The sequence below is a fragment of the Actinomadura sp. NPDC023710 genome, assembly GCF_040639875.1.
GTDB lineage: Bacteria > Actinomycetota > Actinomycetes > Streptosporangiales > Streptosporangiaceae > Spirillospora > Spirillospora citrea.
Map to the genome: position 1 here is coordinate 56,925 of NZ_JBFAGB010000041.1, position 26,055 is coordinate 82,979.

The following is a 26,055-nucleotide window of genomic DNA, read 5'->3' on the forward strand; positions in this document are numbered from 1 at the left end:
TCCGTCAGGGCTCGAACTTGTAGCCGAGGCCCCGGACGGTGACGATGTAGCGCGGCGTGGACGGCACTTCCTCGACCTTGGCGCGGAGCCGCTTGATGTGGACGTCCAGGGTCTTGGTGTCGCCCACGTAGTCGGCGCCCCACACGCGGTCGATCAGCTGCATCCGGGTGAGGACGCGGCCGGCGTTGCGCAGCAGCACCTCCAGCAGCTCGAACTCCTTGAGGGGGAGCTGGACGGGCTCGCCGCCCACGCTGACCACGTGGCGTTCCACGTCCATCCGGACCGGCCCGGCCTCCAGCGTCGCGGGCGTCGGCTCCTCGACCTCGCCCTGGCGGCGCAGCACGGCCCGCATCCGGGCGATCAGCTCCCGGGTGGAGAACGGCTTGGTGACGTAGTCGTCGGCGCCGAGCTCCAGCCCGACGACCTTGTCGACCTCGCTGTCCTTGGCGGTCAGCATGATCACCGGGACGCTGGAGCGGGCGCGCAGCTCGCGGCACACCTCGGTGCCGGGCAGCCCGGGCAGCATCAGGTCGAGCAGCACGAGGTCGGCACCGTTGCGCTCGAAGATGTCCAGCGCGTCGGGGCCGGTGGCGGCGACGGCCACCTCGAACCCCTCCTTGCGCAGGTTGTACGACAGTGCGTCGCTGAAGGACTCTTCGTCTTCCACGACGAGCACGCGGGTCACGGTGTTGCCTCCCGGGCGGTGTTCTGTGGGGCTTGGTCTGCGGTCGTCGCGGCCGGCCGGCGGCGCGGCGTGTCGATCAGGGGGAGCCGGATCGTGAACGTCGACCCGTGCCCCTCCTTGCTCCACACCGTGACTTCGCCGCCGTGCTTGCTGGTGACGTGCTTGACGATGGCGAGGCCGAGGCCGGTGCCGCCGGTCTGGCGGGAGCGGGCGGGGTCGACCCGGTAGAACCGCTCGAAGATCCGCTCGATCTCGGCCTCCGGGATGCCGATGCCCTGGTCGGTCACGTTGATCTCGACGTGCGTCTCGTCGCACCGGCGGGTCGACACCACCACCCGGGTGTGCTCGGGGCTGTAGGCGACGGCGTTGTCGACGAGGTTGCGCAGCGCGGTGACCAGCAGCTCCTGGTCGGCGCGGACCCGCAGCCCGTCCTCGCCCCCGGACGCGAGCTGGATGTCCTTGGCGGTCGCCTTGATCTGACAGCGGTCGAGCGCCTCGGCCATCACCTCGTCGAGGGTGATCGGGGTGAGCTCGGGGAGCGGCTCGTCCCCCTGGACGCGCGACAGCGTCATCAGGTCCTGGACGAGGTTGTTCAGCCGCACCGACTCGTACTGCATCCGGCCGGCGAACCGGCGGACGGCCTCGGGATCGTCGGCGGCGCCCTCGACGGTCTCGGCGAGCAGGGACAGCGCGCCCACCGGGGTCTTCAGCTCGTGGCTGACGTTCGCCACGAAGTCGCGGCGGATCGCCTCGGTGCGGCGCATGTCGGTGAGGTCCTCGGCGAGCACGAGGACGAGCCCGTGCGACCCGAGCGGCGCGACGCGGACCGCGAACCACCGCCCGTCGGCCCGGCGGCGGCCGCCGTTCGGGCCGACCTGTATCTCGGTCTCGCGGATCTCCCCGTCGCGGCGGACGAGCCGGGTCATCGCGATCACCTCGTCCACCACCAGGTGGTCGCCGCTGACCAGTCCGTACGCCCGTGCCGCCGAACTGGCCCGCAGTACCCGGTCCTCGCCGTCCACCACGACGGCCGAGGACCGCAGGACGCTCAGGACCGAGGCGACGCCCGGCGGCAGGCTGCCCACCGGGTTCGTCGCAACCGCCGTCCGCTGGGCTCGCTCGCTCACCCGCACCGCCAATCCAGTCGCGAGCCCGATCGCGAGCCCGGCGAGCCCTGTCAGGCTCGCGACAATCTCGACCTCCACACCTCGGATCGTAGGCGGCGTTCGGAGTAACGCTTCCCCTCTGGCCTGGCCAGCGCCTTCTCGTTACCCCAAAGTTCACCTTTGCCACCGGATGCGTTCACACCCGTGGGGCAGGCTGTGGCGTGGGCGAGTCCGCCCTGCCCGCCCCCCGTTCACATCGAAGGATTCTCAAGTGCGCGACGCCTACCACGAGGAACTCGACTCCCTCACCGACCGCCTGGTGGAGATGACCCGCCTCGTCCGGTCCGCGATGGCCCGCGCGGTGACCGCCCTCCTGGACGCCGACCTGCGGCTGTCGGAGGAGGTCATCAGCGGGGACGAGCACGTCAACAAGATCGACGCCGACATCGAGGCGACGGTGTTCGACCTGATGGCGCGCCAGCAGCCGGTCGCCGGCGACCTGCGGACCCTGATCACCGCGCTGCGGATGAGCGGCGACCTGGAGCGCATGGGCGACCTCGCCGTGCACATCGCCAAGACGGCCCGGCGCCGCCACCCCGAGTCGGCCGTCCCGCCCGAGCTGCAGGCGACCGTCCTGGAGATGGGGCAGATCGCCGAGCGGATGATCGCCAAGACGGGCAGCGTGATCGCGTCCCAGGACGTCGAGATGGGACTGGAACTGGACGCCGACGACGACCAGATGGACCGCCTCCACCGCCGCCTGTTCGACATCCTGCTGTCCCCGAAGTGGCGGCACGGCGTCGAGCCGGCCGTCGACATCACCCTCGCCGGGCGCTACTTCGAGCGCTTCGCCGACCACGCCGTGCACGTCGCGGAGAACGTCGTCTACCTGGTGACCGGCCAGCGTCCCGAGGAGATCATCGACTCGGCCTGACCGGCCGGCCTCGCCCGCGCCGCTCCGTGCCGCGAGGCTTGGAGGGCCGGGGTCTGGACGGCTTGATCAACGTTCGTTAGCTTGCGCGTCATGAGACCGATGCGGGCGCTGGTCCGGGCGATCACGGCGGCCGGGGTGTGCGGGGCGGTGGCGGCGGCGTCCCTCGGGGTGCCGGGCGCCGTGCCTGCGCAGGCGAGGCCGGTGGCGCACGGGCCCGCCTGGCGGCTCACCCCGACCGGGAGCGAGGCGCGGTTCCGCGGCCTGGCGGCGGTCGGCCGCGAGGTCGCCTGGCTGGCGGGCAGCGGCGGGACGGTGCTGCGGACGGCCGACGGCGGCCGCACGTGGCGCGACGTCGCCCCGGCGGGCGCGCAGGGCCTGGAGTTCCGCGACATCGAGGCGTTCGACGCGCGGCGGGCGGTCGTGCTGGCCATCGGCGAGGGCGATGCGTCCCGCGTCTACCGGACCTCGGACGGCGGCGTCACCTGGACGCTCGGTTTCAGGAACGACGATCCCAGGGCGTTCTACGACTGCGTCACGTTCTCCGACTCCCGGCACGGGCTGGCCGTCGGCGACCCCGTGGACGGCCGGTTCCGGATCATCTCCACCAGCGATGCCGGCCGCAGCTGGCGGGTCCTGCCGTCCAGGGGCATGCCCCCGGCGCTGGAGGGCGAGGCCGGGTTCGCCGCCAGCGGGCAGTGCCTGGTGAGCCATGGGCCGCGGGACGTGTGGCTGGCGACGGGCGGGGCGTCCCGCTCGCGCGTGTTCCACTCCGGGGACCGCGGCCTCACCTGGACCGTCGCCGACACCCCGCTGCCGGCCGGCCCGTCGCAGGGCGTGTTCGCGGTGGCGTTCCGCGACGCCCGGCACGGCGTCGCGGTCGGCGGCGACTACCGGCCGGGGCAGCCGTCCCCGGCGGCCGCGGCGACGACCGGTGACGGAGGCCGCACGTGGCGTCCCGCGCGCCGCCCGCCGGCCGAGTACCGGTCGGGGGCCGTGTGGCCGGCGTACGCGGGCCCGGCCGCGCTGGCCGTGGGGCCCACGGGCAGCGACGGCACCCTCGACGGCGGCCGCACGTGGACCCGGTTCGACACCGGGAGCTTCGACACCGTCGACTGCGCGCCCGACGGCGGCTGCTGGGCCGCAGGAGAAAAGGGCCGCGCCGCCCGCCTCGTCCTCACCCGCTGACCGGGTTCTCCTCCCGCTAGGCCGGCTCCCCCAGGAGCGCCTGCAACAGGTCGCGCAAGGACTCCTGCTGGGCCGGGGCGAGCGGGGTCAGCGGTGAGTCGGCGTCGAGCCGTTCGAGGACGTCGGCGCGACAGCGTTCGCCGTCCGGGGTGAGGACGATCTGCTTCGCGCGGCGGTCGGTCGGGTGGGGGCGGCGCTCGACGAGGCCCTGCCCTTCGAGGCGGTCGAGGACGAAGGTCGCGTTCGACGCCTCGCACGCCATGCGGTGGGCGAGCTCGCGCGCCGTGATCGGCTCCGACAGCTCGCGGAGCGCGACGACCTGGGCGGCGGTCATCCCCACCTCGTCGGCGACGCGGCGGGCGTGGACGTCGAGCCGCTGCGCGAACCGGTGGACCAGCTTGCACACGTCCCGCTCCATCTGCTCGCCCATGCCCCGAGTGTAGCGCCTGTACTTCGAATCATGATATTGCTAATTCGAATCATCCGAGTTCGAAGTAAATGGAGCGCCGCGTGCCCCCCTCCCTCCTGTCCCTCATGCTGGTCGTGTTCGGCCTGACCACCGGCGAGTTCGTCATCGCGGGCATCCTGCCGGACGTGGCCGCGGACCTCGGCGTCTCGGTGCCCGCCGCCGGGCGCCTGGTCAGCGCCTACGCGCTCGGCATGATCGTCGGCGGGCCGGTCGTCACCGTCCTGACGGCGCGGCTGCCGCGCAAGCCGCTCGTGACCGGCCTCATCGCCGTGTCGATCCTCGGCAACCTCGGCTCCGCCCTGGCGCCGAACTACCCGGTGCTGCTCGCGGCCAGGTTCGCCGCGGGGCTGGTCGTGGCCACGTTCTTCGCGGTCGCCATCGCCACCGCCGCCGCCACGGCCCCCGCGGGCAGGGAGTCCTCCACCATCGCGAAGGTGGCGCTGGGGCTGAACCTCGGCATCGTCCTCGGCGCACCGCTGGGGACCCTGATCGGTCAGGGACTCGGCTGGCGGGCGACCTTCGGCTCGATCGCCGCGCTCACCGCCGTGGCCCTGCTCATGGTTCTGCGGTTCGTCCCCGCCCTGCCCCCCGCCGCGACCGGCCCGCTCCGGGGCGAGCTGCGCGTGTTCGCGGGGCGGGACGTCCGCCTGGCGATCGTCCTCACCGCGCTGGGCAACGTGGGCGTGGTGACCGTCTTCACCTACATCGCGCCGCTGCTCACCGAGGTCGGCGGGTTCACCGAGGGCGCCGTCCCGGCGCTGCTCCTGGTGTACGGCGCGGGCGCGGTCGCGGGCAACTTCCTCGGCGGCCGGCTCTCGGACCGGGCCCTGATGCCGTCCCTGGCCTGGCTCCTCGGCGCGCTGGCCGGCGCCCTGGCGCTGTTCTGGGCGGTGGGCGGCGTCCGGCCGCTCGCCGCCGCGATGACCTTCGCGCTCGGCGTGCTGGCCTTCGCGATCATCCCGGGCATGCAGACCCGCGTCCTGACCACGGCGGGCGCGGCCCCGACGCTGGCGGTGGCCGTCAACGCCTCCGGGTTCCAGGTCGCGGCCGCGTTCGCCGGCTGGCTCGGCGGGACGCTGATCAGCGACGGGCCGGGCCTGCGCTCGCTCTTCCCCGTCGCGGCCGTGCTCACCCTGGCCGGGCTGGTCGTGGCCGTGCACATCCACCGCCGCGACCGTCGTCCCGTCCCCGCGAGCACCGGCTCCGGGTGACCGCATCCGACCGCGTTCACCATGCGAGGGGCCGCCGGGGGCGGCCCCTCCGGGCTACCTGCGCTTGCCGCGCCTGGGCTTGCGCTCGTCCTTCGGGGCGGGGCTCTTCGCGGCGGGCTTGGCGGTGCTCCCGCCCTTACCGGCGCCCTGGTTCTTGACGGCCTCGATCGCGGCCTTGGCGGCGGCCGGGTCGAGGTACTCGCCGCCGCGCTTGAGCGGGGAGAAGTCGTCGTCCAGCTCGTAGACGAGCGGGATGCCGGTGGGGATGTTCAGGCCGACGATCTTCTCGTCGGAGATGTCGTCCAGGTGCTTGACCAGGGCGCGCAGGGAGTTGCCGTGCGCCGCGACCATGACGGTCTTGCCCGCCGCCAGGTCGGGGATGATCGAGTCGTACCAGTACGGCAGCATGCGGTCGACGACGTCGGCGAGGCATTCCGAGCGGGGGATCAGCTCGGACGGCAGCTCGGCGTAACGCAGGTCGTTGACCTGCGACAGGGGGTCGTCGTCCTTGATGGGCGGCGGCGGGGTGTCGTAGGAGCGGCGCCACGTCATGAACTGCTCTTCGCCGAACTCCTCGCGCGTCTGCGCCTTGTTCTTGCCCTGGAGGGCGCCGTAGTGGCGCTCGTTGAGGCGCCAGGAGCGCTTCACCGGGATCCAGAGCAGGTCGGCCACGTCCAGGGCGATGTTGGCGGTGCGGATGGCCCGCTTCAGCAGGGAGGTGTGCAGCACGTCGGGGGTGATGTCGGCGTCGAGCAGCAGATCGCCGCCCTTGGTCGCCTCGCTCTCGCCCTTCGCGGAGAGGTCGACGTCCACCCAGCCGGTGAACAGCCCTTCCGCGTTCCAGACGCTTTCGCCATGCCGGAGCAATACCAGGGTCGCCATGGCACCAGAGCCTATCGGCCCCCCGCGGGTCACTCGCGGTTGGCCGGATCCGCGAAGGAGGCGAAGGCCTGGAGGTTGGCGAGACTCTCGCCGCGCTTGACGCGCCAGTCCCATTCGCGCTGGATGGACGACTTGAACCCGCGCTCCAGCGCCTTGTCGAAGTTCTCGTCGGAGTAGGTGAGGACGCAGCCGAGGAGGCGGTCGATCTCCTCCGGAGAGACGCCTTCGAGCGGGACCTTCCCGACGAGGTGGACGTCGCCCACGTCGTCGAGCGCGAAGGCGACCCCGTACATGCGGCCGTTCTTTTCCAGGAGGAACCGGTAGAACTCGGCGTGGTTCTCGTCCGGGCGGCGGCAGAAGAACGCCTCGACGTGCAGCGAGTGGTCCCCGGCGATGAGCCACGTCATGGTGGCGAGCTTGTGCTGCCCGGGAAGCTTGACGAAGAACGCGTTCTCGCGCGGCTCCTCGAACTCCAGCTCGTTGGATCTCAGCGTCTCGCGGATGGTCTCGACGATGGTCACGTGTCTCCCCCTTGGAGGGCGGCTCCCCCGCGCCCCCGGTCGGCTCGGCTCATGCGGTGGCCTGCGCGGCGGCGGCGGCCGGCACCGGCACGGCACCGGTATACACGTCGAGCAGCCGGTCGACGGTGGCGTCCCAGCCGAAGCCGTGCGCGTGCCGGACGGCGCCGCGGGCGAGACGGGCGTGCAGGCCGGGCTCGGCGTGCAGGCGCCGCAGGACGGCGGCGTAGTCGGCGGGGTCGTGGCCGGGGATCAGCATGCCGGACTCGCCGTCGGAGACCGCCGTGCACAGGCCGCCGACGCGGGACGCCACGACCGGGGTCCCGCAGGCCTGGGACTCGACGGCGACGAGCCCGAACGACTCGCTGTGGGACGGGACGACGGTGACGTCCGCGGCGCGGTACCAGTCGGCCAGCTCCCGCTGCGGCGACGGCGGCTCGAAGCGCATGACGTCGGAGATGCCGAGTTCGGCGGCGAGCAGTTGCAGGCCCGCGGGGCGGCACAGCCCGGAGCCGCTGGGGCCGCCGACGACGGCGACGACGAGCCGCGAGCGCAGCGCCGGGTCGTCGTCGAGCATGCGGGCGACGGCGCGCAGCAGCACGTCGGGGGCCTTCAGCGGCTGGATGCGGCCGACGAACAGCAGCACGTAGGCGTCGCGGGGCAGGCCGAGGCGGCGGCGGGCGGGGCCGGTCCGGTGCGCCAGGAGGCCGGCGCCGCGGGCGATGAGGGGCGATTCGGGGCGAAAGAGCGACAGGTCGACGCCGGGGCTGACGGTCGCGACGCGGGAGGGGTCGGCGCCGTAGAGGTCGACGAGCTCCCCGGCCTCCTTGGCGGTGTTGGCGACGAGCTGGTCGGCCGATGCCACGACCTGCTCCTCGCCGAGGACGCGCTCGTCCGGCTCGGGCCTGTCGTCGTCCGCGAGGGCCGCGTTCTTGACCTTGGCCATCGTGTGCATGGAGTGGACGAGCGGGACGCCCCACCGCTCCTTGGCCGCCCAGCCCGCCTGGCCGGAGAGCCAGTAGTGCGTGTGGAGGAGGTCGTAGTGGCCGGGTTCGTGGGCCGCCTCGGCGCGCAGCACGCCGGAGGTGAACCCGCACAGGTGCCGGGGAAGCTCGGCCTTGTCGAGTTCCTCGAACGGCCCGGCGACCACGTTGCGGACGAGGACGCCCGGCACGAGCTCCACGACGGGCGGAAGGGCCCGCGAGGTCGCGCGGGTGAAGATGTCCACCTCGACGCCCCTGGCGGCGAGCCGCTTGGCGACCTCGACCACGTAGACGTTCAGGCCGCCCGCGTCGCCGGTGCCCGGTTGGTCCAAAGGGGACGTATGCATACTGATCGTCGCAACCCGGCTGATACGACGCGACACCCGACACCACCTCCGCCAGTGCAACCTATCGACCGGGTTCCGTGTTCCCTCGGCTAGGGGGACAAGCGCGCCCCTCCGCCACAGTGACGCACCTCACCCGCGACCGACGCGCGGATAGGCTGCCGTTCTGGCTTACTCTGCCGATCCACGCTCACCCACCCGGAAGACTGGACGCATGCGCAAGACGGCGATTGTGACCGGAGCAAGCAGCGGCATCGGGGCGGCCACGGCGAGGCGCCTGGCGGCCGAGGGGTTCAACGTCGTGCTCGCCGCGCGGCGCCGCGAGCGGCTCGACGCCCTCGCCAGGGAGATCACCGAGAGCGTCCCGGGCGCGGGCAGGGTGGTGCCGTTCACCCTGGACGTGACCTCACAGGAGTCGGTGGACGCGCTCGCGGCGGCGGTCGGCGCCTGCCACGTGCTGGTCAACAACGCCGGCGGGGCGCTCGGCCTGGACAGCGTCGCGACCGCCGACCTGGAGGACTGGCGGTCGATGTACGAGAGCAACGTCATCGGCCTCGTCCGCGTCACCAAGGCGATGCTGCCGAAGCTGGTGGAGAGCGGTGCGGGCCACGTCGTCAACATCACCTCGCTGGCCGGGCACGTCGCCTACGAGGGCGGTGGGGGGTACAACGCGGCCAAGTACGCCGCCTACGCGGTCAACGAGGTGCTGCGCCTGGAACTGGTCGCCGAGCCCGTCCGGGTCACCGAGATCGCGCCGGGCCTGGTGAAGACCGAGGAGTTCTCACTCGTCCGCTTCCACGGGGACGAGGAGAAGGCCGCCAAGCCGTACGAGGGCGTCCCCGAGCCGCTGGTCGCCGACGACGTCGCGGACTGCGTGGCCTGGGCCGTCACCCGCCCGCCGCACGTCAACATCGACCGCATCGACGTCCAGCCGCGCGTCCAGGCGGCCCCGTACAAGCTTCACCGCGAGTAGGGGCGTCACCGCGAGCGGGGCGCGACGGCACTCCAGGGAAGCGTGACCTCGCCGAGGCGCCACCGGTTCCGACCGCCGTACGGGGGCCGGGACAGGACGGGGTGACTCAGCGCCAGCAGCGACACGGCCTCGACCCAGCGCGCGCGAGGACCGAACGCCGAGTGGGGCGCCGCGGTCGCCCAGCACCGGTCGAACGTGGTCAGGAACTCGTGGACGGGCTCGCCCGGCACGTTCCGGTGGATCAGCGTCTTGGGCAGCCGTTCGGCCAGCGCGGACGGCCGTTCGAGCGAACGCACGTGGGCCGCGAACGTGATGGTGCGCGGGCCGTCCTTGGTGAGCGTCACCCAGACGGCACGGCGCCCGATCTCGTCGCACGTCCCCTCGACCAGGACCCCGGAGGGGGCGAGGCGCGCGCGCAGGTCGTCCCATGCCCGCCATGCGGCCGCCTCGTCGTACTGCCGCAGCACGTTGAACGCCCGTACCAGCACCGGCGGGCGCGGCGCCGGCAACTCGAAACCGCCGCGCCGGAACGAGAGCCCTTCGTGCGGCCCGGTCGCGTCGGCGAAGGCGATGCCGGCCGCGACCCGGGCCGGCTCGATCTCGATGCCGACGACCTCCAGGCGCGGCGACACCGGGCGCAGGCGGGAGTACAGCTCGAAGGTGGTGACCGGGGACGCGCCGTAGCCGAGGTCGACGGCCAGCGGCCGCGCGCCCGAACGCAGTGCGGCGGTCTGGGTGGCGGCGATCCAGCGGTCGATCCGGCGCAGCCGGTTGGGGGCGGTGGTGCCGCGGGTCACCTCCCCCCGCGGCCTCGGAACAGGGGGCACGGGGTAATTGTCGGGCGTCCGCCGCTATGCCCCGTACGCCAGTTCACTTCGGCGACGGACCACCCACTGAACAAGATTCGGTAAGTCATCGGTTACGGTGCTGCCGACGCCCGTCCCCCGGAGGAGTGCCGATGCTCGACCTGGCGACCCTGCACGAGGCCATCGCCGCCGCGATCCCCGACCGCGAGTGCCTGGTGTGGCGCGAGCGCCGGATGACCTGGCGCGAGGTCGCCGACCGGACGCGGCGGCTGGCCGGCGTCCTGCACGCCCACGGCCTCGGCCTGCGCACGCGGGACGGCGACGGCACGGCGTCCGAGCCGTGGGATTCGCCCCACGACCATCTCGCGCTCTACCTGTACAACGGACCCGAATACCTGGAGGGGCTGGTCGGCGCGCACAAGGCACGGGTCGCGCCGTTCAACGTCAACTACCGGTACGTGGACGACGAGCTGGCCCAGCTGTTCGCCGACGCCCGGCCGGCCGCCGTCCTCTACCACGCGCGGTTCGCCGACGTGATCGGCCGGGTGATCGACAGGCTCGGCACCCGCCCGCTCCTGCTCCAGGTGGCGGACGATTCGGGCGCCGCCCTCCTCCCCGGCGCGCTCGACTACGAGCACGCGCTCGCCGGGGCGTCCGGTGAACCGCTCGCCGACCATCCGAGCCCGGACGACCTGCACATCCTCTACACCGGCGGCACGACGGGCCTGCCCAAGGGCGTGCTGTGGCGGATCGGCGACCTGATGGCCGGGCCGCTCGGCATGCGGCGCCGCGACGGCGCGCCTCTCACCGACCTCGGCGAGGCGGTTGAGCGGGCCGTCCGCAGCGACGTCCGCGTGCTGGTCGGGCCGCCGCTCATGCACGGCGGGGGGACGTGGTCGGCGCTCGGCGGCTGGTGCGGCGGCGGCTGCGTGGTGTTCCCCGACCGGGTGGACGGCCTGGACGCCGCCGACCTGATGGCCACCGCCGAGCGCGAGCGCGCCACCCGGATGCCGCTGGTCGGGGACGCGTTCGCCCGTCCGATCGTCGCGGCGCTGGAGGCGCGCCCGCACGACCTGGCCTCGCTGCGGACGCTGATCAACTCCGCCGCCGGCGTCAGCCCCGGCGTGAAGGCGCGGCTCCTCGAACTCCTCCCGCACACCCGGCTGGTGGACGTCCTCGGCTCCTCGGAGAGCGGGTTCCAGGTCACCCGGCACGGCCCGGCCGCGCGGACGTTCCGCGCGGCGGCGGGCACGGCCGTGCTCAGCGCGGACCGGTCCCGGCGGCTCGCGCCCGGCGAGGACGAGCTCGGCTGGCTGGCCAAGGGCGGCGACGCGATCCCGCTCGGCTACCTCGGCGACCCGGCGAAGACGGCGGCCACGTTCCTCGCCGTGGACGGCGAGCGCCTCGTCGTCGCGGGCGACCGGGCCCGGCTCCTCGCCGACGGCACCGTCGAGGTGCACGGGCGGGAGGCCACCACGATCAACACCGGCGGCGAGAAGGTGTTCGCGGAGGAGGTCGAGACCGTCCTGCGCGGCCTGCCCGGCGTCGCCGACGCGCTGGTGGTCGGCCGTCCGAGCGAGCGCTGGGGCACGGAGATCGTCGCGGTGGTCGGCCCGTCCGGCGCCCCCTCCGACGACGAGCTGCGCGCCGGGTGCGCCGCCCATCTGGCCCGTTACAAGATCCCGAAGGCGTTCGTGCGCACCGACCGCGGGCTGCGGCTGCCGAACGGCAAGGCCGACTACGCCGCCGCCCGCGCCCTCCTCGGCTGAACGTGATCCCGCCCGGCCCTGTACCGGGCGCCCCGCGGCACGGGATCATTGCGGGATGCCGGACCTCAAGCTGCTGCTCGCCGACCTCGCCGCCGAGGGCGACTCCGTCGACGCGATGGTCGCGCCGCTGGCCGCCGGCCGCTGGACGGACCCGACCCCGGCCGAGGGCTGGACGATCGCGCACCAGATCGCGCACCTGGCCTGGACGGACGCGCAGGCGGCCGTCGCGGCCACCGACGCCGCCGCGTTCGCGGGGATCGTCGAGGAGGCCGTGGCCGACCCCGGCGGCTACGTCGAGGCCGGCGCCCGGGAGGGGGCCGCGGAGGAGCCCGCACGGCTGCTCGCCCGCTGGCGGCAGGGCCGCCGCCGGATGGTCGACGCCCTCGCCGCCGTCCCGCCGGGCACGCGCCTGCCCTGGTTCGGCCCGCCGATGAGCGCCGCGTCCATGGCGACCGCGCGGCTCATGGAGACCTGGGCGCACGGCGAGGACGTCGCCGACGCGCTCGGCGAGCGCCGCGCGCCCACGCACCGCCTCCGGCACGTCGCGCACATCGGCGTCCGCACCCGCGACTTCGCGTTCCGCAACCGCGGCCTGGAGCCCCCCGCCGAGGAGATCCGCGTCGTCCTGCGGGGCCCGGACGGCGACGAGTGGACCTGGGGCCCGCCGGACGCCCGCCAGACGGTCACCGGCCCCGCCCTCGACTTCTGCCAGGCGGTGACCCAGCGCCGCCACCGCGCCGACCTGGCCCTCACCGCGACCGGCCCCGACGCCGACCGCTGGCTGGACGTCGCGCAGGCCTTCGCGGGCCCGCCCGGCACCGGCCGCGCCCCGACCCGCGCCTGAGAGATTCGCCACTGACCTCCGCGTTCGCGTTCGCGGCGGGCGGGGGTGGAGAAGTTGATCGTATGACAGTTCTCATCGCATACGACGGTTCTGACGACGCGCGGGCGGCGGTCGAGTACGTCGCCCGGCACCTGCGTGACGAGCCGACCGTGATCATGACGGTGTGGGAGCCGCTGCTCACCCAGATCTCCTGGGCCCCGCTGGCCGCCGCGGCCCCCGTGGCCGGCAGGCTCGACGAGGGCGAGCAGTACGAGGAGGAGAAGCAGGCCGAGCGGCTCGCGCAGCAGGGCGCCGACATCGCCGCCAAGGCGGGGCTGACCGACGTGGCGGTGCGCGCCGAGCGCGGCGGCGGGCCGGTGTGGGCCGCGATCGTGGACGTCGCGGAGGAACTGAACGCCTCCCTCGTCGTCACCGGCTCGCGCGGTCTGGCGGGGGCCCGGTCGGTGATCCTGGGCAGCGTGTCCACGCGCGTGCTGCACCACGCCCACCGCCCGGTCCTGGTGGTGCCCCCGCCGAAGGAGGACGACGAGGAGTGAGGCGCTCCCCCGCGCCCGCGGGGACCAGTGAACGCTAGAGCGCTCCCACGGCGCGCTCGAAGGCGTCGTAGGCGGCCTCGCTGAACAGGACGAAGCGGGCGTCCACCACCTGCGTCGGGGTGCCCCGGACGGTGCCGACCGCGATGCGGGCGGCATCGTCCATGGGCCAGCCGTAGATGCCGGCCGACACGGCGGGGAAGGCGATCGAGCCGACGCCCAGCTCGTCGGCGATGCGGAGGGACTCGCGGTAGCAGGAGGCGAGCTGGTGGGAGCGGTCCTCGGAGGAGGAGTACACGGGGCCGACGGTGTGGATCACCCATCCGGCGGGCAGCAGCCCGGCCGTCGTCGCCACCGCCTGGCCGGTCGGCAGGCCGCCGCCGTAGTGGGACGAGCGGAGCTTCCGGCACTCCTCCAGGATCTCCGGGCCGCCCTTGCGGTGGATCGCGCCGTCCACCCCGCCCCCGCCCAGCAGCGACGAGTTCGCCGCGTTCACCACCGCGCCGACCTTCTGCTCGGTGATGTCGCCCTGGACAAGAGTGATCTTCATGTGCCGCCGATCCTTCGCAGTGCCGAATCCCGTCAGAGAACAAGAATTCTCGCCCGCGGCGCACGCGAAACGCGTTCGGGCGCTTCCCGGCGGTACGCTCATGGCGGACGGGCCGCCGGGGGGCGGTGTGGCCCGTCCGACTTCGTCCGGCCGGACGCAGGGGGGTGTCCATGCGGAACGCCGGGCGTGACCAGTGCTGGCAGACCCCACAGCAGACGATGCACGATGGCGTGAAAGTCGCGGAGGTACCCCCTTGAAGATTCTCCTCGCCGGAGCGACCGGAGTAGTCGGCCGCCGGCTGATCCCGCTGCTCGTCCAGGCGGGCCACGAGGTCGCAGGGACGACACGCCGAACCGAGCGCACCGGCATGATCCGCGACCTCGGCGCCGCGCCGGTCGTGCTGGACGTCCTCGACGCCGCCGCGGTGCGCGACGTCATGGCCGCCGTACGCCCCGACGCCGTGGTGCACCAGCTCACCGATCTCAGCGACGAGGACTTCGAGGCCAACTCGCGCCTGCGGATCGTGGGCACCCGCAACCTCGTCGACGCGGCGAAGGCCGCGGGCGTGCGGACCATGGTCGCCCAGAGCATCGCCTGGCTGTACGTGCCGGGCGACGCGCCCGCCGTCGAGACCGACCCGCTCGACGCGCACCTGCCGCCCTACGCGGGCATCGCCGCGCTGGAGAAGGCGGTCGCCGAGATGCCGCACGGCGTCGTCCTCCGGTACGGGGCGCTCTACGGCCCCGGGACCTGGTACGCGCCGGACGGCGCGATCGCCAAGCGGGTGAGGGCTGGCGTCCTGCGCGAGGCACCGTCCTGGACCTCGTTCGTGCACGCCGACGACGCGGCGTCGGCGGCGCTCGCCGCCCTGGACTGGCCCGCCGGGGTCGTCAACGTCGTCGACGACGACCCGGCCACCACGGCGGACTGGCTGCCCGTCTACAGCGCGGCGCTCGGCGCGCCCAGCCCGGGCAGCGCCGGCAAGCACGCGGCCGCGACGGGCCGTCCGGCGTCCAACGCCAAGGCGCTGAGCCTCGGGTGGAAGCCGCGGGTCGCGTCCTGGCGCACCGGTTTCGCACGGATGGACGTGCCCGTCCGGACCGACTGACCCCGGTCGGACGAGCCCGGACGGAGCGCGGGCGACAGCTCAGCCGAACTGGAACGAGCGCTTGGCCAGTCCGAGCCAGTAGCCGTCGATGACCGACCGCCGCCGCGAGGCGGCGTCGGCGTCGGCGCCGAGCGCCACGAACAGCGGCGCGAAGTGCTCCGTCCGCGGGTGCGCGATGCGCGCGGCCGGGGCCTTGGCGCGGAAGTCGAGCAGGGCGTCGACGTCGCCGCCCCGCACGGCCCGGTCCGTCCACTCGTCGAACTCAGCCGACCACGCGGGCGGCGCCGCGTCCGGGTCCGGGCGCATCTCCCGCAGGTTGTGCGTGGTGAAACCGCTCCCGACGATGAGGACGCCCTTGTCGCGCAGCGGCGCGAGGCTCCGCCCGATCTCGAAGAGGCGGCTCGGCTCCAGGGTGGGCATCGACATCTGCAGCACGGGGACGTCGGCGTCCGGGAACATCTCCACGAGCGGGACGTACGCGCCGTGGTCCAGCCCCCGCTCCTCGTCCTGGTGGACGCCGGGGATGAGCTTGCGCACGTCGTCCGCGAGGGCGGGCGCGCCGGGCGCGTCGTACCGGACGGTGTAGTAGTGCTCGGGGAAGCCCCAGAAGTCGTGGACGAGCGGTACCGGCCGGGTGGCGCCGATGCTCAGCGGCGCCTCCTCCCAGTGCGCCGACACCATGAGGATCGCCTCGGGCCTCGGCAGGTCCGCCGACCAGCGGGCCAGCTCGGCGGTCCACCGGGCGTCGTCGGCCAGCGGAGGCGCGCCGTGGCTGAGATAGAGCACCGGCATCCTGGTCATGTCCGCCCTCCCTTTACTTGAGAGTTCAACGATACTTGATTTCGTTGAACATTCAAGTCTTGAGGGTTCAAGTGTCAGGTAGACTGGGGGCATGGCCGAGACGATCAGCGGGGAGACGACGACCGGGCCGCACTGGCTCGACGACGACGAGCAGGAGACCTGGCGCGCCTTCCTGTGGACGTCCCGGCTGCTCGGCGAGGCCCTCGACCGCCAGCTCCAGCGCGACTCGGGCCTGCCGCACACCTACTACATGATCCTGGCGATGCTGTCGGAGGCGCCCGGCCGCGCGCTGACGATGACCGAGCTCGCCGAGATCGTCCATTCGTCGCCGAGCCGCCTGTCGCACGCGGTGAACCGGCTGGAGGAGGCCGGCTGGGTGAGCCGGTGCAAGCCCTCCTCCGACCGGCGCACCACGATCGCCCGGCTGACCGACGAGGGCTTCGCCGTCCTCGCGAAGGCGGCGCCGGGCCACGTCGCGGAGGTCAGGCGGCACCTGTTCGACCCGCTGACCCGCGAGCAGATGCTGGAGTTCCGCGAGATCCTCCACGCCCTGCTGGGCTCCCTCGACCCGGACCGCGAGGCGCCGTGCGCCCGCGAGGGCTAGCCGAACTCCACGCCGTGCGACTTCGCCTTGGGGTGGGCGGCGGCGAGGAGGCGCATGCCCTCCTCCTCCAGCGCGGCGCGCTCCGGTCCCGGGACGGGGGCGAACGGTTCGATCCGCAACGTGGCCTCGCCCCGGCCCTTCTCGATCTTCCACATGCCGTGGACGAAGCCGTCCACGAGGAACGTCGCGCGGATGATGCCGTTGACGGTGAAGACGCGCTTGCGGTGCTCCTCGGAGATGATCCGCGCCCGGTCGGCGTGGGACAGCAGCAGGTTGTCGAAGTCGGGGACGAACCGGACCGGCGCCTCCGTGCCGGGACCGGGGCGCGGCGCGTCCGGGAGGTCGTACAGCGTCCGCCCGTTCTCGTCGCGGAAGGTCACCAGCTCGGGGCTGAGCCGCTCGACGACCTCGCCTAGGCGCGTCAGCCCGGCCCACTGCTGGACGTCCTGGACGCTCGCGGGCCCGAACGCTCCCAGATAACGCCGCACGAGGTCGTCCAGGGACGGGTCGGGCGCCGAGGGCCCGAGCCAGTTCTCCAGCGTCGTGTGCCGCGCGATCCCGGACGCCCCCCAGATCCCGCGCGGCGGGACCTGGACGAGCGGCAGGGAGAGGCGGACGGCCCAGGCCAGCAGCGCCGGGTCCTCGTCCGGCCACCGTTCGGCCAGCAGCGCGCGCAGGTCCTTGTCGGAACGCGGCTCCTCCTCCAGCAGGGACCGCGCCCGCGCGGTGACGTCCGCGAGGTCGAGGTGCCTCAGCTCGGCCGCCCGCGCCTTCAGGTGGTTGTCGAGGATCACCTGGGTGATCGGCCGCAGCGCGCGGGCATCGCGGGCGCTGACCAGGTGCAGCGTCCCGCGCATCAGCACCATCCGCAGCGCCCGGCGGTCGGCGATCAGCTCCCCGGCCTCGTCGAGCGCGTAGTCCGCGAGCCGGGTCCACAGTCCGATGTGGGGCGGGTTCGGGGCCTGCGCCTGCAGGCCCACCAGATGCTCGATCGCCTCCAGCGCGGGCATGGCGTGCCGCTCCAGCAGGAGCTGGCGGGCCAGCAGCGCCCGGTTCAGCGCGCGTCGTCCCAGCTCAGTCGTCATAGCGGGTGACCAGCTCCTGCCAGCTCGGCGGGGGACCGGGCAGTTCGTGCCGGTCCGCGAGGTTCATGGCGTCCAGGATCAGCGCCAGGTAGCGGTGCTGGAGCCGGTTCATCCGCTCGTCGTCGCCGATCCGGATGCCGTGCAGGTATTCCAGGATCACCGAGACGTCGCCGACCTCGATCTCGGGACGCAGCCCGCCCGACTCCCGGGTGCGCTCCAGCAGCCGCTGCGTCGCGACGTGGATCTCGCGGCCCTTGCGGCCCATGGCCTCGGTGACCTCGAAGCTGCCCGCCAGGCGCATGGTGAGGGAGCCCGCGCCGATGTCCAGGCAGCGGCGCATGAACGCGGCGAACGCCTCCCACGGGTCGCCGTCGTCGTCCAGGGCCGCCTCCACCTCGGCGAGGTAGCGGTCCATGCCCTCGTCGGCGAGCTTCTGGAGCAGGTCCTCCTTGCTCTTGTAGCGCCGGTACAGCGCGCTGATCCCGACCCCCGCGTGCTCGGCCACCGCCGAGATCGGCGCGCCGGGGTCGGCGGTGAACACCGCCCGCGCCGCCTCCCTGATGAGGTCGTCGTTGCGTGCGGCCTGCGCTTTCCGCCCGCTCATGGGCGCTCGTGCCGTCTCCATGCCTCCATGATAGCGGAACGAAGAATTCCGTTCTATGTTCTCGCGACCACCCGCCTTGACTCGGGCACCGGGTTCGCTCATTATGAACGCACGTTCATGAACATTTGTTCATATGGAGGAGACCATGACGGAGATCGTCAACACCCACCAGGCGGAGGCGTGGAACGGGTACGAGGGCGAGCACTGGGCGGAGAACCACGACCGGTACGACGCCATGAACGGCGGATTCAACGACGTTCTGCTGGAGGCGGCGGCGATCGGGCCGCGCGACCGCGTCCTCGACATCGGCTGCGGCAACGGGCAGATCACCCGGCTCGCGGCGGGCCGGGCGGCCCTCGGCGCCGCGACGGGCGTCGACCTGTCCCGGCCGATGCTCGCCCGCGCCCGCTCCCTCGCCGAGAAGGAGGGCGTCGCGAACGTGTCCTTCGAACGGGGCGACGCGCAGGTGCACCCCTTCCCCGCCGCCGGCTTCGACGTCGCCGTCAGCCGGTTCGGGATCATGTTCTTCACCGATCCGGTCGCCGCGTTCGGCAATGTCCGGCGGGCCCTGCGCGAGGGCGGCCGGCTGGCGCTGCTGTGCATGGCGCCCCTCGCCGAGAGCGAGATGGGGGCCGTCATGGCCGCGCTCCCGCCCCTCGACCGGCCCCCGGTCGGGCACGACGGCGGGCCGCTGTCGCTCGCGGACCCGGACCGCGTCCGGGAGATCCTCGGGGGCGCCGGGTTCCGCGGCGTGTCCGGCCGCAGGGTCGAGGCCGAGCAGATCTGGGGGCGCGACGCCCGCGAGGCCGGGGAGTTCTTCGCCGGCTGGGGCCCGATCCACTACAACTACGGCGCGGGCGACGACGTGCGCGACGCCCTCGTCGAGGCGATGCGCCCCTTCGAGCGCGACGGCGCCGTCCGCCTGCGCAGCACCGCGTGGCTGGTCACGGCACGGCGCGGCTAGATGCCCGGCGTCCACCACGTCGAGGACGCGGTCGGGCCGGGGTTCCCGCCCGAACGCGCCGCGCACGGGTCCGGGCCCGCTCATTACGATGCGGGGTGATGTCACCTCGAAGAGCGGCGGCGCTGGGCGCCGGCGACCGCACCCTGCGCGACCACCTGATCGCCACGGCCGAGCGGATGATCGCCGAGCGCGGGACGGCGGGCCTGACGGTCCGGGCGATCGCGCGGGAGGCGGGCGTCGCGGACGGCGTCCTCTACAACCACTTCGCCGACAAGGAGGAGCTGCTCGCGCACGCGCTGCGGGCGCACGCCGAGTCGGTCGCGCGGCCGCTCGGCCCGCTGCCCGAACCCGGCGGCGGCACCGTGGAGGAGAACCTGCGCGTGTACGTGGCGCACGGTCTCGCCCTGCACGACGGGCTGCTGCCCGCGCTGACCGGGCTGGTCGCGCAGCCGGCCGTCCTCGCCCGGTTCGCCGCGCTGAGCGGCGGGGGCGGCATCTGGAACGAGCGGCTCGCCGCCTACCTGCGCGGCGAGCGCGACCTCGGCCGCCTCGCCCCGGACGCCCGGGTCGAGGCGGCCACCTCGCTCATCGTCGGCGCCTGCCACGAGCCGGTGCTGTCGCTGCTGTTCCAGGGCCAGGGCATCGCGCACCGCGTGTCGCCGGACGTCGTGGACGACCTCGTCGCGACCGTCCTCAACGGCCTCGCCCCCCGCTAGGGCGCCTGCTCCACGATGCTCGGCCGCTAGGACGCCATCGCCTCCCGAACCTCTGCCAGCGTGCGCTCGGCGATCGTGTTGGCGCGCTCGTCGCCCTCGGCGAGGACGCCCCGCAGGTACGCCCGGTCGGCGGCCAGTTCGGCGCGGCGGGCGCGGATCGGGCGCAGGAACTCGTTCACCGAGTCGGTCACGACCTTCTTCAGCGCCGCCGCGCCGCCGTCGCCGATCTCGGCGGCGACGGTGTGCGGGTCGCGGTCCTGGCAGAGGGCGGCGAGCAGCACGAGGCCGGAGACCTCCGGGCGGGTCTCGGGCGCGTAGGTGATGGTCCGGTCCGCGTCGGTCACGGCCCGCCTGACCAGCCGCGCCGTCTCGTCCTCGGTGGCGGAGAGGGCGATGGCGTTGCCGCGGCTCTTGCTCATCTTGTGGCCGTCGGTGCCGAGCAGGAGCGGCGCGTTCGACAGCAGGGCGTCCGGTACCGGGAAGACGGACCCGTAGCGCTCGTTGAAGCGGCGCGCGATGGTCCGGGTGATCTCCTGGTGCGGGAGCTGGTCCCTGCCGACGGGCACGAGATTGGCCTTGCAGAACAGGATGTCGGCGGCCTGATGGACGGGGTAGGTGAACATCAGCCCGCTGACCGCCGCCTGCCGGGACGTCGCGATCTCGTCCTTCACCGTGGGGTTGCGGCTCAGCTCCGCGATCGACACGAGCGACAGGAACGGCAGCATGAGCTGGTTCAGCGCGGGGACGCTGCTGTGCCGGAAGATCGTCGCCGCGGACGGGTCGATCCCGGCCGCAAGGTAGTCGGCGACCAGGCCCTCGACGTACTCCGACAGGTGGTCGGCGACGTCCCGGTCGGTGAGCACCTGGTAGTCGGCCACCAGGACGAACAGCTCCACGCCCGCGCGCTGGAGCCGCACCCGGTTGGCCAGAGTGCCGAAGTAGTGCCCGAGATGCAGCGGGCCGGTGGGGCGGTCGCCCGTCAGGATCCGGAAGGCTCCGGGGTCGACCGCGATGCGTTCTTCCAGCAGGCGGCTGCGGTCTTCAGGGGTGATGTCCATGGGGTCCTCCTCGTCGGTCTCCGGCCGTCCCGCCGGTCCGGCCCGGTTCACCGAGGAAGAGAAAGGGCCGCCCAGCGGACGGCCCGATCGCATGCGTCACTGTGGCCGTCCTAGGACGGCCACCAGCCGAGACATGCGGTGCGCTTCACCCCTTCATGCTAGCCCACCGAATGCGGCCGATTTCAGATAATCTAGAACGAAACCATCTTGGGTAGGCTGGGGCCATGACCTCGATGGCCCCCGCACGCACGCAGACCGACCTGTCGTTCCTGCTCGACCACACAAGCCACGTGCTGCGCGGCCGCATGACGGCGGCGCTCGCGGAGATCGGGCTGACCCCGCGCATGCACTGCGTCCTGGTGCACGCCCTGCAGGAGGAGCGCACCCAGATCCAGCTCGCCGAGATCGGCGACATGGACAAGACCACCATGGTCGTGACCGTGGACGCCCTGGAGAAGGCCGGGCTCGCCGAGCGGCGCCCGTCGTCCCGGGACCGGCGGGCCCGGATCATCGCCGTCACCGAGGAGGGCGCGCGGGTCGCCGCCCGCAGCCAGCAGATCGTGGACGGCGTCCACACGGCGGCCCTCGGCTCACTGCCGGACGACCAGCGCGAGGCCCTCGTCCAGGCGCTGAACACCCTGGTCGCCGGGCATCTGGCCACCCCGCCGGAGGCCACGGCGCCGGCCCGGCGAGCCCGCGAGCGCCAGAAGTAAATCCGTGCTGGATAGTCTGTAACGAAACTATCTGCTACGGTCTCTCCTGTACTTCCCGACAGGAGATGACCAATGCCCTCCCTCTCGCTCTCCCCGCTCCGCTCCCGGTGGGCGGCGCTCGGCGTGCTGTCCGCCACGATGCTGATGACCATCCTGGACGGCAGCATCGTCACGGTCGCCGCCCCCGCGATCCAGGACGACCTCGGCTTCTCGCCCGCCGGGCTCAGCTGGATCATGAACGCCTACCTGATCCCCCTCGGCGGCCTGCTGCTCCTCGCCGGGCGCCTCGGCGACCTGGTCGGCCGCCGCACGCTGTTCCTCGCCGGGAACGCCGTCTTCACGGCGGCGTCGGTGCTGGCGGGCGCCGCCACCACGTCCGGCCTGCTGATCGCCGCCCGATTCCTGCAGGGCGTCGGCAGCGCCCTCGCCTCCGCCGTCGTGCTCGGCATCCTCGTGACGCTCTTCGCCGACCCCCGCGAACGGACCAAGGCGATCGGGGTGTTCAGCTTCACCGGCGCGGCCGGCGCGTCCATCGGGCAGGTGCTCGGCGGCGTGCTCACCGACGCGCTGAGCTGGCACTGGATCTTCCTGATCAACCTGCCGATCGGCCTGGCCGTGATGCTGCTCGCCCTTCCCGCCCTCCCCCGCGACCGGGGAGCCGGTCTGGCCGCCGGCGCCGACGTCGCGGGCGCTGCGCTGGTCACGTCCGGCCTGATGCTGGGCATCTACACGGTCGTCAAGGTCGAGCGGTACGGATGGCTGTCGGCGCACACGCTGGGCCTCGGCGCCCTGTCGCTGCTGCTGCTCGCCGGATTCGCCGTCCGCCAGACCCGCGCGGCGACGCCGCTGATGCCGCTGCGGATCCTGCGCTCCCGCAACGTGTCCGGCGCCTACGCCGTCCAGTTGCTGACCCTGTCGGCGATGTTCTCGTTCCAGGTGATCGTCGCCCTCTACATGCAGCAGGTGCTCGGCTACAGCGCACTCGGCACCGGGCTCGCGATGCTCCCCGCGGCCGTGTCGATCGGGGCGGTGTCCCTGCTGGCGTCCGCGCGGCTGTCGAACCGCTTCGGCGAGCGTTTCGTGCTGGTGGCCGGGCTCGTCCTGCTGATCGGCGCGATGGCCTGGCTCACGACCGTCCCGGTGGACGCGAACTACGTCACCGACCTGCTCCCGGTGTTCGTCCTGATCTCGGGCGGCGGGCTCGTGCTGCCGTCGCTGACCGGGCTCGGCATGTCCAGCGCCCGTCCCGAGGACGCGGGCCTCGCGTCCGGCCTGTTCAACACCGTCCAGCAGGTCGGGATGGCGCTCGGCGTCGCGGTCATGACCACGCTCGCCGCGTCGCGCGTCGAGTCCCTGCGGGCGGACGGGCGGGACACCGCCGCCGCCCTGACCGGCGGCTACCACCTGGCGTTCACCGTCTCGGCGGGCCTGCTGGTCGCCGCGCTCGCGGTGTCGCTGCTCGTCCTCCGCCGCCCGGCGCCCGTGGCCGCCGCCGCGCCCGTCGAGTCCGTCCCCACCGGCGTCTGAACCCGCCCCCGCCCACACCCGTAGGGAGATCACGATGACCGAGTACGGCCCCGGACAGGGACCCGGCCCGAAGCCCATCGGCGAGGACGATCTGTCCCGCCTCCTCGGCGAGCAGCAGTTCGGCGTCCTCGCCACGACCAAGAAGAGCGGCCACCCGCACGTCTCCACGGTCATCTACACGTGGGACCCGGACGAGCGCGTCGTCCGGATCTCCACGACGGCCGACCGGGCGAAGGTGAAGCAGCTCCGGCGCGACCCGCGCGCCGCGCTGCACGCGTCCGGCGCCGGCCACCTGTCGTTCGCGGTCGCCGAGGGCGCCGCCGAACTGTCCGGCGTCAGCGAGGAGCCCGGTGACGCGACCGGGCGCGAGCTGCTCGCGATGACGCCGGGCTTCGACGACCCGGCGGACGAGCGGGCGTTCCTGGAGCAGATGGTGAAGGACCGGCGGCTGGTGATCCGCCTGCGCGTCGCCCGCCTCTATGGAACGGTCCTGGCGGACTAGTGCCAATGCCGTGTAGTTAGCGGCTGTGGGGGTGTCAAGGCGGTGGGGGCGTCAGGATGTTCATGCTGATGGTGGTTTTGTAGCTGATCACCCTTAAAAGGGTGAATGGCGCTGGCAAGGCCTATGTGGAGTCAGAGCTGTGCGATGCCGCCAGTTTCGCCGCGCACAAGTGCGATGTGAACGGAATGGTCGGCTCCGTCGTCAACTGGCTGAGCGTACAGCAGTCGGTGATGTCCACCAGGCTCACCGACCCCATGCCCAGATGCTTGGAGAACCCCGGCTGCGAATTCACGGTCCAGAACCCCGCGGGCGCAGAAGATCAGCGAAGTCAGGATCTACAGCCAGTCCCTGTCGGAACCCGACCTGTCGATCGTTCTCGGCTTCCGCGTCGGCTGACGCGGCGGTCGGACGTTCGCGCGCCGGAGGAAGGCGGTAGCGCCCCGAGCCCGGGTGCCGCGGCTTTCGGCGGCCGGTCGGGCTCGGGGCTGTCCGGAGCTCCGCTACGGCGCTACGGCTTCTTCGTCTCCCAGTACTTCCAGCCTTCCTTGGTGGTCGGAATATTGCCGTAGAAGGCGTCCAGGAACTTGTTCTTGCAGTTGCCCTGGGTGCGCCACTTCTCGAACAGCACCTTGTAGCCGATCACGCGGTAGCGGATGTGCCCGTACCGCTTCTTGCTGATCGAGTGCTCGTACCAGTGGCCCACGGTCACGGTGTTGCTCCTGGTCGCCGATGCGGACACATTGACCTTGACCGAGGCCCACACCGCGCTGATGGACGCCTCCGCACCGGCCTCCAGCGTGGCCGACTTGGTGTACGCCCGGTCGACCTTGCCGGTGATCTTGCCGCCCTTGCCGTCCACGAAGTGCGTGCCGGGCGCCCAGTAGTTGACGACCTTCTTCGACTTGACCTTGTAGTAGACATCGGGCGGGCACGACTTCGCCGGCTTGGCCGGGGCGGCCGGCGACGCGGGGGCGGCCGCCGCCGGCGTGGCGCTCGCGGCGAGCGCCGCAGCCGTCACCAGGCCGACTCCGATCGTACGGAAACGGGACATCTGCACTCCTCGACATGCTCGACGCGAAAGCCGAATGCTTTCGCGCAACGTGCCGCAATGCGCGGCATGGAGCAGTCAAGCCGTCATGATCACGGTTCGCACGCGTTCGAGCGTTCGGGATGGACCCGAACGCGATCGTTCTGCCAAACTCTGCGCGTGGACGACGACCAGGCCGCACTCGACCCTTTCGCGCTGACCACCGAGGAACAGTTCGTCGTGGCGTTACGAAGGCTCCGGGAACGCAGCGGCCTGACCTTCAAGGAAATCGAACGGCGCACTTCCGCCCAGGGCGGTTCCCCGCTGCCGTCGTCCACTCTGGCCACGGCCCTGCACCGGAAGACCGTGCCCCGCCGCGAGATCGTGGCGGCGCTCGTCGAGGTCTGCGACGGCGACGTGGCCCGGTGGCTGGCCGCCCGTGAACGGCTCCTCCACCCGATGCCCGCCGAACCGTCCGCCCCGCCCGTCCAGGAAGAGAGCGCTCCTGAGCCGAGAGACGACGCGGAGCCGAGAGACGACGCGGAGCCAAGGGGCGCGCAGGATGGTGCGGCGCCTTCAGACGGTGCGTCGCCATCGGACAACCCAGGGTCGGCGGAAGGGACGGCACGGTCCGGTCAGGGCCGGTGGCGGGGGCGAAACATCGCCGTCGTCACGGCGGTCGTCACCGCGTCCGTCACCGCGTCCGTGACGGTGGCCGCGATCGCCGCCGGGGCCGTCTTCACCCGTCCCCAGCACACCGGCGCCTCCAAGGCCGCACCGGCCACCTCACCCGCCGGTCCGCCATCGGCTTCGACGCTCCGACTCGGGGGGCTCTGCCTGTCCGAACGCCCGCGGGACCGGACCGGACTCCTGTTCCTCTCGCACTGCGCCGACAGCTTCCCGTCACGCCGGCTCGCGCGGGAGGGGACATTGTGGCGCGTCACCACCCAGCACCCGGATTTCGGCCATGGCTGCATGGGGGTCGTGGACGCCTCGTTCGACCCTGGCACGCCCGTGTCGGACGGCACCTGCACCCCCGTCCAAACCGGCCTCTTCACCCTCCGGACGTTGACCGGCGGCATCCAACTGCGCCCTCAGGACCGCGATTTCTGCATCGGCGTGAAGGGAGTGCCCGCCGTCCGTGCCCCGGTGCTCCAACTGCCCTGCGACGAGCGCGCGCCCGGCCAGCTCTTCACCATCACCGACCGCTAGTGCGGTGTCCACGAACGTCGACCGGATCGACAGCGAAGACCCCCGCGTGCTCGCCCATGCCGCGAGCGAGGAGCGATAGGCCGGACGGCTGGACGGCGCCTCCGCCGGCGACGCGCTCCGCACCAGCCTCCTGCGGCTTCTCGGCACCTCCTGAACGGTCGGCGAGGCGGGACGCGATGTGAGGGCTTTCACGCCGACCTTTCCCGGATTTGTGCGGCCGGGCGCCTCTCCCGGCGACAGAAAAAGGATCACCGCACCAAACGGCCGCGGCTCTCATCAGATACGGGCATAAGGGAGCACGGGCTCACGGGCTGAAAGTCGAGTAAGCCGCCGTGTCGATAT

At 72.8% G+C, this 26,055-nt stretch carries 28 protein-coding genes; 15 read left to right on the forward strand and 13 right to left on the reverse strand.

Going from position 1 to position 26,055, the window contains the following annotated elements:
* Nucleotides 1-4 precede the first annotated feature (4 nt).
* Together AB0H37_RS35755 and AB0H37_RS35760 are read right to left on the reverse strand one after the other, a co-directional pair.
* On the reverse strand, nucleotides 5-685 hold the full coding sequence (locus AB0H37_RS35755; RefSeq protein ID WP_179832376.1) for a response regulator transcription factor: 681 nt from the start codon (nucleotides 683-685) through the stop codon (nucleotides 5-7).
* A complete protein-coding gene (locus tag AB0H37_RS35760) occupies nucleotides 682-1,890 on the reverse strand; it encodes an ATP-binding protein (RefSeq protein WP_360617109.1) in 1,209 nt (402 codons plus the stop codon). The genes AB0H37_RS35755 and AB0H37_RS35760 overlap by 4 nt, the downstream gene beginning before the upstream one ends.
* A gap of 172 nt (nucleotides 1,891-2,062) precedes the next feature.
* On the opposite strand from AB0H37_RS35760, the gene phoU reads away from it, so the two are divergent.
* Both phoU and AB0H37_RS35770 read left to right on the forward strand, forming a co-directional pair.
* Nucleotides 2,063-2,725: a phosphate signaling complex protein PhoU gene (gene phoU / locus AB0H37_RS35765; protein ID WP_360617110.1), complete on the forward strand. Its 663-nt coding sequence runs from the start codon at nucleotides 2,063-2,065 to the stop codon at nucleotides 2,723-2,725.
* 90 nt (nucleotides 2,726-2,815) lie between these two features.
* Complete coding sequence (locus AB0H37_RS35770) at nucleotides 2,816-3,910, forward strand: oxidoreductase (RefSeq protein WP_360617111.1); 1,095 nt, start codon at nucleotides 2,816-2,818, stop codon at nucleotides 3,908-3,910.
* A gap of 16 nt (nucleotides 3,911-3,926) precedes the next feature.
* Here the strand turns inward: AB0H37_RS35770 and AB0H37_RS35775 are convergent, their stop codons facing one another.
* Nucleotides 3,927-4,340 (reverse strand): MarR family transcriptional regulator, encoded by a 414-nt coding sequence (locus tag AB0H37_RS35775; protein ID WP_329095577.1) that lies wholly within the window; start codon nucleotides 4,338-4,340, stop codon nucleotides 3,927-3,929.
* A gap of 80 nt (nucleotides 4,341-4,420) precedes the next feature.
* On the opposite strand from AB0H37_RS35775, the gene AB0H37_RS35780 reads away from it, so the two are divergent.
* The gene (locus AB0H37_RS35780; RefSeq protein WP_329095579.1) at nucleotides 4,421-5,590 is read left to right on the forward strand and encodes an MFS transporter; all 1,170 of its coding nucleotides are present in this window, start codon (nucleotides 4,421-4,423) and stop codon (nucleotides 5,588-5,590) included.
* A 54-nt stretch (nucleotides 5,591-5,644) separates the two neighbouring features.
* Here the strand turns inward: AB0H37_RS35780 and AB0H37_RS35785 are convergent, their stop codons facing one another.
* The 3 genes from AB0H37_RS35785 to mshA are packed head-to-tail and all read right to left on the reverse strand — an operon-like array spanning nucleotide 5,645 to nucleotide 8,356.
* Nucleotides 5,645-6,472 (reverse strand): phosphoglyceromutase, encoded by an 828-nt coding sequence (locus AB0H37_RS35785; protein WP_179832371.1) that lies wholly within the window; start codon nucleotides 6,470-6,472, stop codon nucleotides 5,645-5,647.
* Between the two features lie 29 nt (nucleotides 6,473-6,501).
* A complete protein-coding gene (locus AB0H37_RS35790) occupies nucleotides 6,502-6,993 on the reverse strand; it encodes a YbjN domain-containing protein (protein WP_179832370.1) in 492 nt (163 codons plus the stop codon).
* Nucleotides 6,994-7,042: 49 nt separating this feature from the next.
* On the reverse strand, nucleotides 7,043-8,356 hold the full coding sequence (gene mshA / locus AB0H37_RS35795; RefSeq protein WP_360617113.1) for a D-inositol-3-phosphate glycosyltransferase: 1,314 nt from the start codon (nucleotides 8,354-8,356) through the stop codon (nucleotides 7,043-7,045).
* 175 nt (nucleotides 8,357-8,531) lie between these two features.
* Here mshA and AB0H37_RS35800 point away from each other — a divergent pair, with 175 nt between their 5' ends.
* Complete coding sequence (locus AB0H37_RS35800) at nucleotides 8,532-9,290, forward strand: SDR family NAD(P)-dependent oxidoreductase (RefSeq protein WP_360617114.1); 759 nt, start codon at nucleotides 8,532-8,534, stop codon at nucleotides 9,288-9,290.
* 5 nt (nucleotides 9,291-9,295) lie between these two features.
* On the opposite strand, the gene AB0H37_RS35805 is transcribed toward AB0H37_RS35800, so the two are convergent.
* The gene (locus AB0H37_RS35805; protein WP_360617116.1) at nucleotides 9,296-10,117 is read right to left on the reverse strand and encodes a class I SAM-dependent methyltransferase; all 822 of its coding nucleotides are present in this window, start codon (nucleotides 10,115-10,117) and stop codon (nucleotides 9,296-9,298) included.
* A gap of 131 nt (nucleotides 10,118-10,248) precedes the next feature.
* Here AB0H37_RS35805 and AB0H37_RS35810 point away from each other — a divergent pair, with 131 nt between their 5' ends.
* The 3 genes from AB0H37_RS35810 to AB0H37_RS35820 all read left to right on the forward strand — a co-directional run bounded on the left by AB0H37_RS35810 (nucleotide 10,249) and on the right by AB0H37_RS35820 (nucleotide 13,245).
* On the forward strand, nucleotides 10,249-11,865 hold the full coding sequence (locus AB0H37_RS35810; protein ID WP_360617117.1) for an AMP-binding protein: 1,617 nt from the start codon (nucleotides 10,249-10,251) through the stop codon (nucleotides 11,863-11,865).
* 55 nt (nucleotides 11,866-11,920) lie between these two features.
* Entirely contained in the window at nucleotides 11,921-12,709 is a 789-nt protein-coding gene (locus tag AB0H37_RS35815) for a TIGR03084 family metal-binding protein (RefSeq protein WP_360617118.1), read from the forward strand.
* A 62-nt stretch (nucleotides 12,710-12,771) separates the two neighbouring features.
* Nucleotides 12,772-13,245 (forward strand): universal stress protein, encoded by a 474-nt coding sequence (locus AB0H37_RS35820; RefSeq protein WP_329095592.1) that lies wholly within the window; start codon nucleotides 12,772-12,774, stop codon nucleotides 13,243-13,245.
* 34 nt (nucleotides 13,246-13,279) lie between these two features.
* On the opposite strand, the gene AB0H37_RS35825 is transcribed toward AB0H37_RS35820, so the two are convergent.
* Entirely contained in the window at nucleotides 13,280-13,792 is a 513-nt protein-coding gene (locus AB0H37_RS35825) for an O-acetyl-ADP-ribose deacetylase (RefSeq protein WP_329095594.1), read from the reverse strand.
* A 253-nt stretch (nucleotides 13,793-14,045) separates the two neighbouring features.
* Between AB0H37_RS35825 and AB0H37_RS35830 the strand changes: the two genes are divergently transcribed.
* Nucleotides 14,046-14,900 (forward strand): NAD(P)-dependent oxidoreductase, encoded by an 855-nt coding sequence (locus AB0H37_RS35830; RefSeq protein WP_360617119.1) that lies wholly within the window; start codon nucleotides 14,046-14,048, stop codon nucleotides 14,898-14,900.
* 39 nt (nucleotides 14,901-14,939) lie between these two features.
* Here AB0H37_RS35830 and AB0H37_RS35835 read toward each other — a convergent pair whose 3' ends face one another.
* The gene (locus AB0H37_RS35835; protein ID WP_360617120.1) at nucleotides 14,940-15,701 is read right to left on the reverse strand and encodes a class III extradiol ring-cleavage dioxygenase; all 762 of its coding nucleotides are present in this window, start codon (nucleotides 15,699-15,701) and stop codon (nucleotides 14,940-14,942) included.
* A gap of 91 nt (nucleotides 15,702-15,792) precedes the next feature.
* Here AB0H37_RS35835 and AB0H37_RS35840 point away from each other — a divergent pair, with 91 nt between their 5' ends.
* Nucleotides 15,793-16,305, forward strand: a complete 513-nt coding sequence (locus AB0H37_RS35840) for a MarR family transcriptional regulator (RefSeq protein ID WP_329095600.1) — start codon at nucleotides 15,793-15,795, stop codon at nucleotides 16,303-16,305.
* Here the strand turns inward: AB0H37_RS35840 and AB0H37_RS35845 are convergent.
* Nucleotides 16,302-17,390, reverse strand: a complete 1,089-nt coding sequence (locus tag AB0H37_RS35845) for a winged helix DNA-binding domain-containing protein (protein ID WP_360617122.1) — start codon at nucleotides 17,388-17,390, stop codon at nucleotides 16,302-16,304. The two genes, AB0H37_RS35840 and AB0H37_RS35845, sit on opposite strands and share 4 nt — an antisense overlap.
* Nucleotides 17,380-18,015, reverse strand: coding sequence for a TetR/AcrR family transcriptional regulator (locus AB0H37_RS35850; protein WP_329095604.1), 636 nt, complete (start codon nucleotides 18,013-18,015; stop codon nucleotides 17,380-17,382). Before AB0H37_RS35850 ends, AB0H37_RS35845 begins: the two co-directional genes overlap by 11 nt.
* 124 nt (nucleotides 18,016-18,139) lie before the next feature.
* Between AB0H37_RS35850 and AB0H37_RS35855 the strand changes: the two genes are divergently transcribed.
* The gene (locus AB0H37_RS35855; protein ID WP_329095606.1) at nucleotides 18,140-18,958 is read left to right on the forward strand and encodes a methyltransferase domain-containing protein; all 819 of its coding nucleotides are present in this window, start codon (nucleotides 18,140-18,142) and stop codon (nucleotides 18,956-18,958) included.
* Nucleotides 18,959-19,056: 98 nt separating this feature from the next.
* Nucleotides 19,057-19,674 carry a TetR/AcrR family transcriptional regulator gene (locus tag AB0H37_RS35860; protein ID WP_329095607.1) on the forward strand — a complete coding sequence of 206 codons (618 nt, stop codon included), beginning with the start codon at nucleotides 19,057-19,059 and terminating at the stop codon, nucleotides 19,672-19,674.
* 26 nt (nucleotides 19,675-19,700) lie between these two features.
* Here AB0H37_RS35860 and trpS read toward each other — a convergent pair whose 3' ends face one another.
* Nucleotides 19,701-20,732, reverse strand: coding sequence for a tryptophan--tRNA ligase (trpS, locus tag AB0H37_RS35865; RefSeq protein ID WP_360617123.1), 1,032 nt, complete (start codon nucleotides 20,730-20,732; stop codon nucleotides 19,701-19,703).
* Between the two features lie 224 nt (nucleotides 20,733-20,956).
* Here trpS and AB0H37_RS35870 point away from each other — a divergent pair, with 224 nt between their 5' ends.
* The 3 genes from AB0H37_RS35870 to AB0H37_RS35880 all read left to right on the forward strand — a co-directional run bounded on the left by AB0H37_RS35870 (nucleotide 20,957) and on the right by AB0H37_RS35880 (nucleotide 23,474).
* Nucleotides 20,957-21,445, forward strand: coding sequence for a MarR family winged helix-turn-helix transcriptional regulator (locus AB0H37_RS35870; RefSeq protein WP_179832356.1), 489 nt, complete (start codon nucleotides 20,957-20,959; stop codon nucleotides 21,443-21,445).
* Nucleotides 21,446-21,517: 72 nt separating this feature from the next.
* Entirely contained in the window at nucleotides 21,518-22,972 is a 1,455-nt protein-coding gene (locus AB0H37_RS35875) for an MFS transporter (protein ID WP_329095612.1), read from the forward strand.
* A 34-nt stretch (nucleotides 22,973-23,006) separates the two neighbouring features.
* Nucleotides 23,007-23,474 carry a TIGR03618 family F420-dependent PPOX class oxidoreductase gene (locus tag AB0H37_RS35880; RefSeq protein WP_329095614.1) on the forward strand — a complete coding sequence of 156 codons (468 nt, stop codon included), beginning with the start codon at nucleotides 23,007-23,009 and terminating at the stop codon, nucleotides 23,472-23,474.
* Between the two features lie 508 nt (nucleotides 23,475-23,982).
* Here AB0H37_RS35880 and AB0H37_RS35885 read toward each other — a convergent pair.
* Complete coding sequence (locus AB0H37_RS35885; RefSeq protein ID WP_360617124.1) at nucleotides 23,983-24,525, reverse strand: hypothetical protein; 543 nt, start codon at nucleotides 24,523-24,525, stop codon at nucleotides 23,983-23,985.
* 156 nt (nucleotides 24,526-24,681) lie between these two features.
* On the opposite strand from AB0H37_RS35885, the gene AB0H37_RS35890 reads away from it, so the two are divergent.
* Nucleotides 24,682-25,713 (forward strand): helix-turn-helix domain-containing protein, encoded by a 1,032-nt coding sequence (locus AB0H37_RS35890; RefSeq protein ID WP_360617125.1) that lies wholly within the window; start codon nucleotides 24,682-24,684, stop codon nucleotides 25,711-25,713.
* The last annotated feature ends 342 nt before the right edge of the window (nucleotides 25,714-26,055 follow it).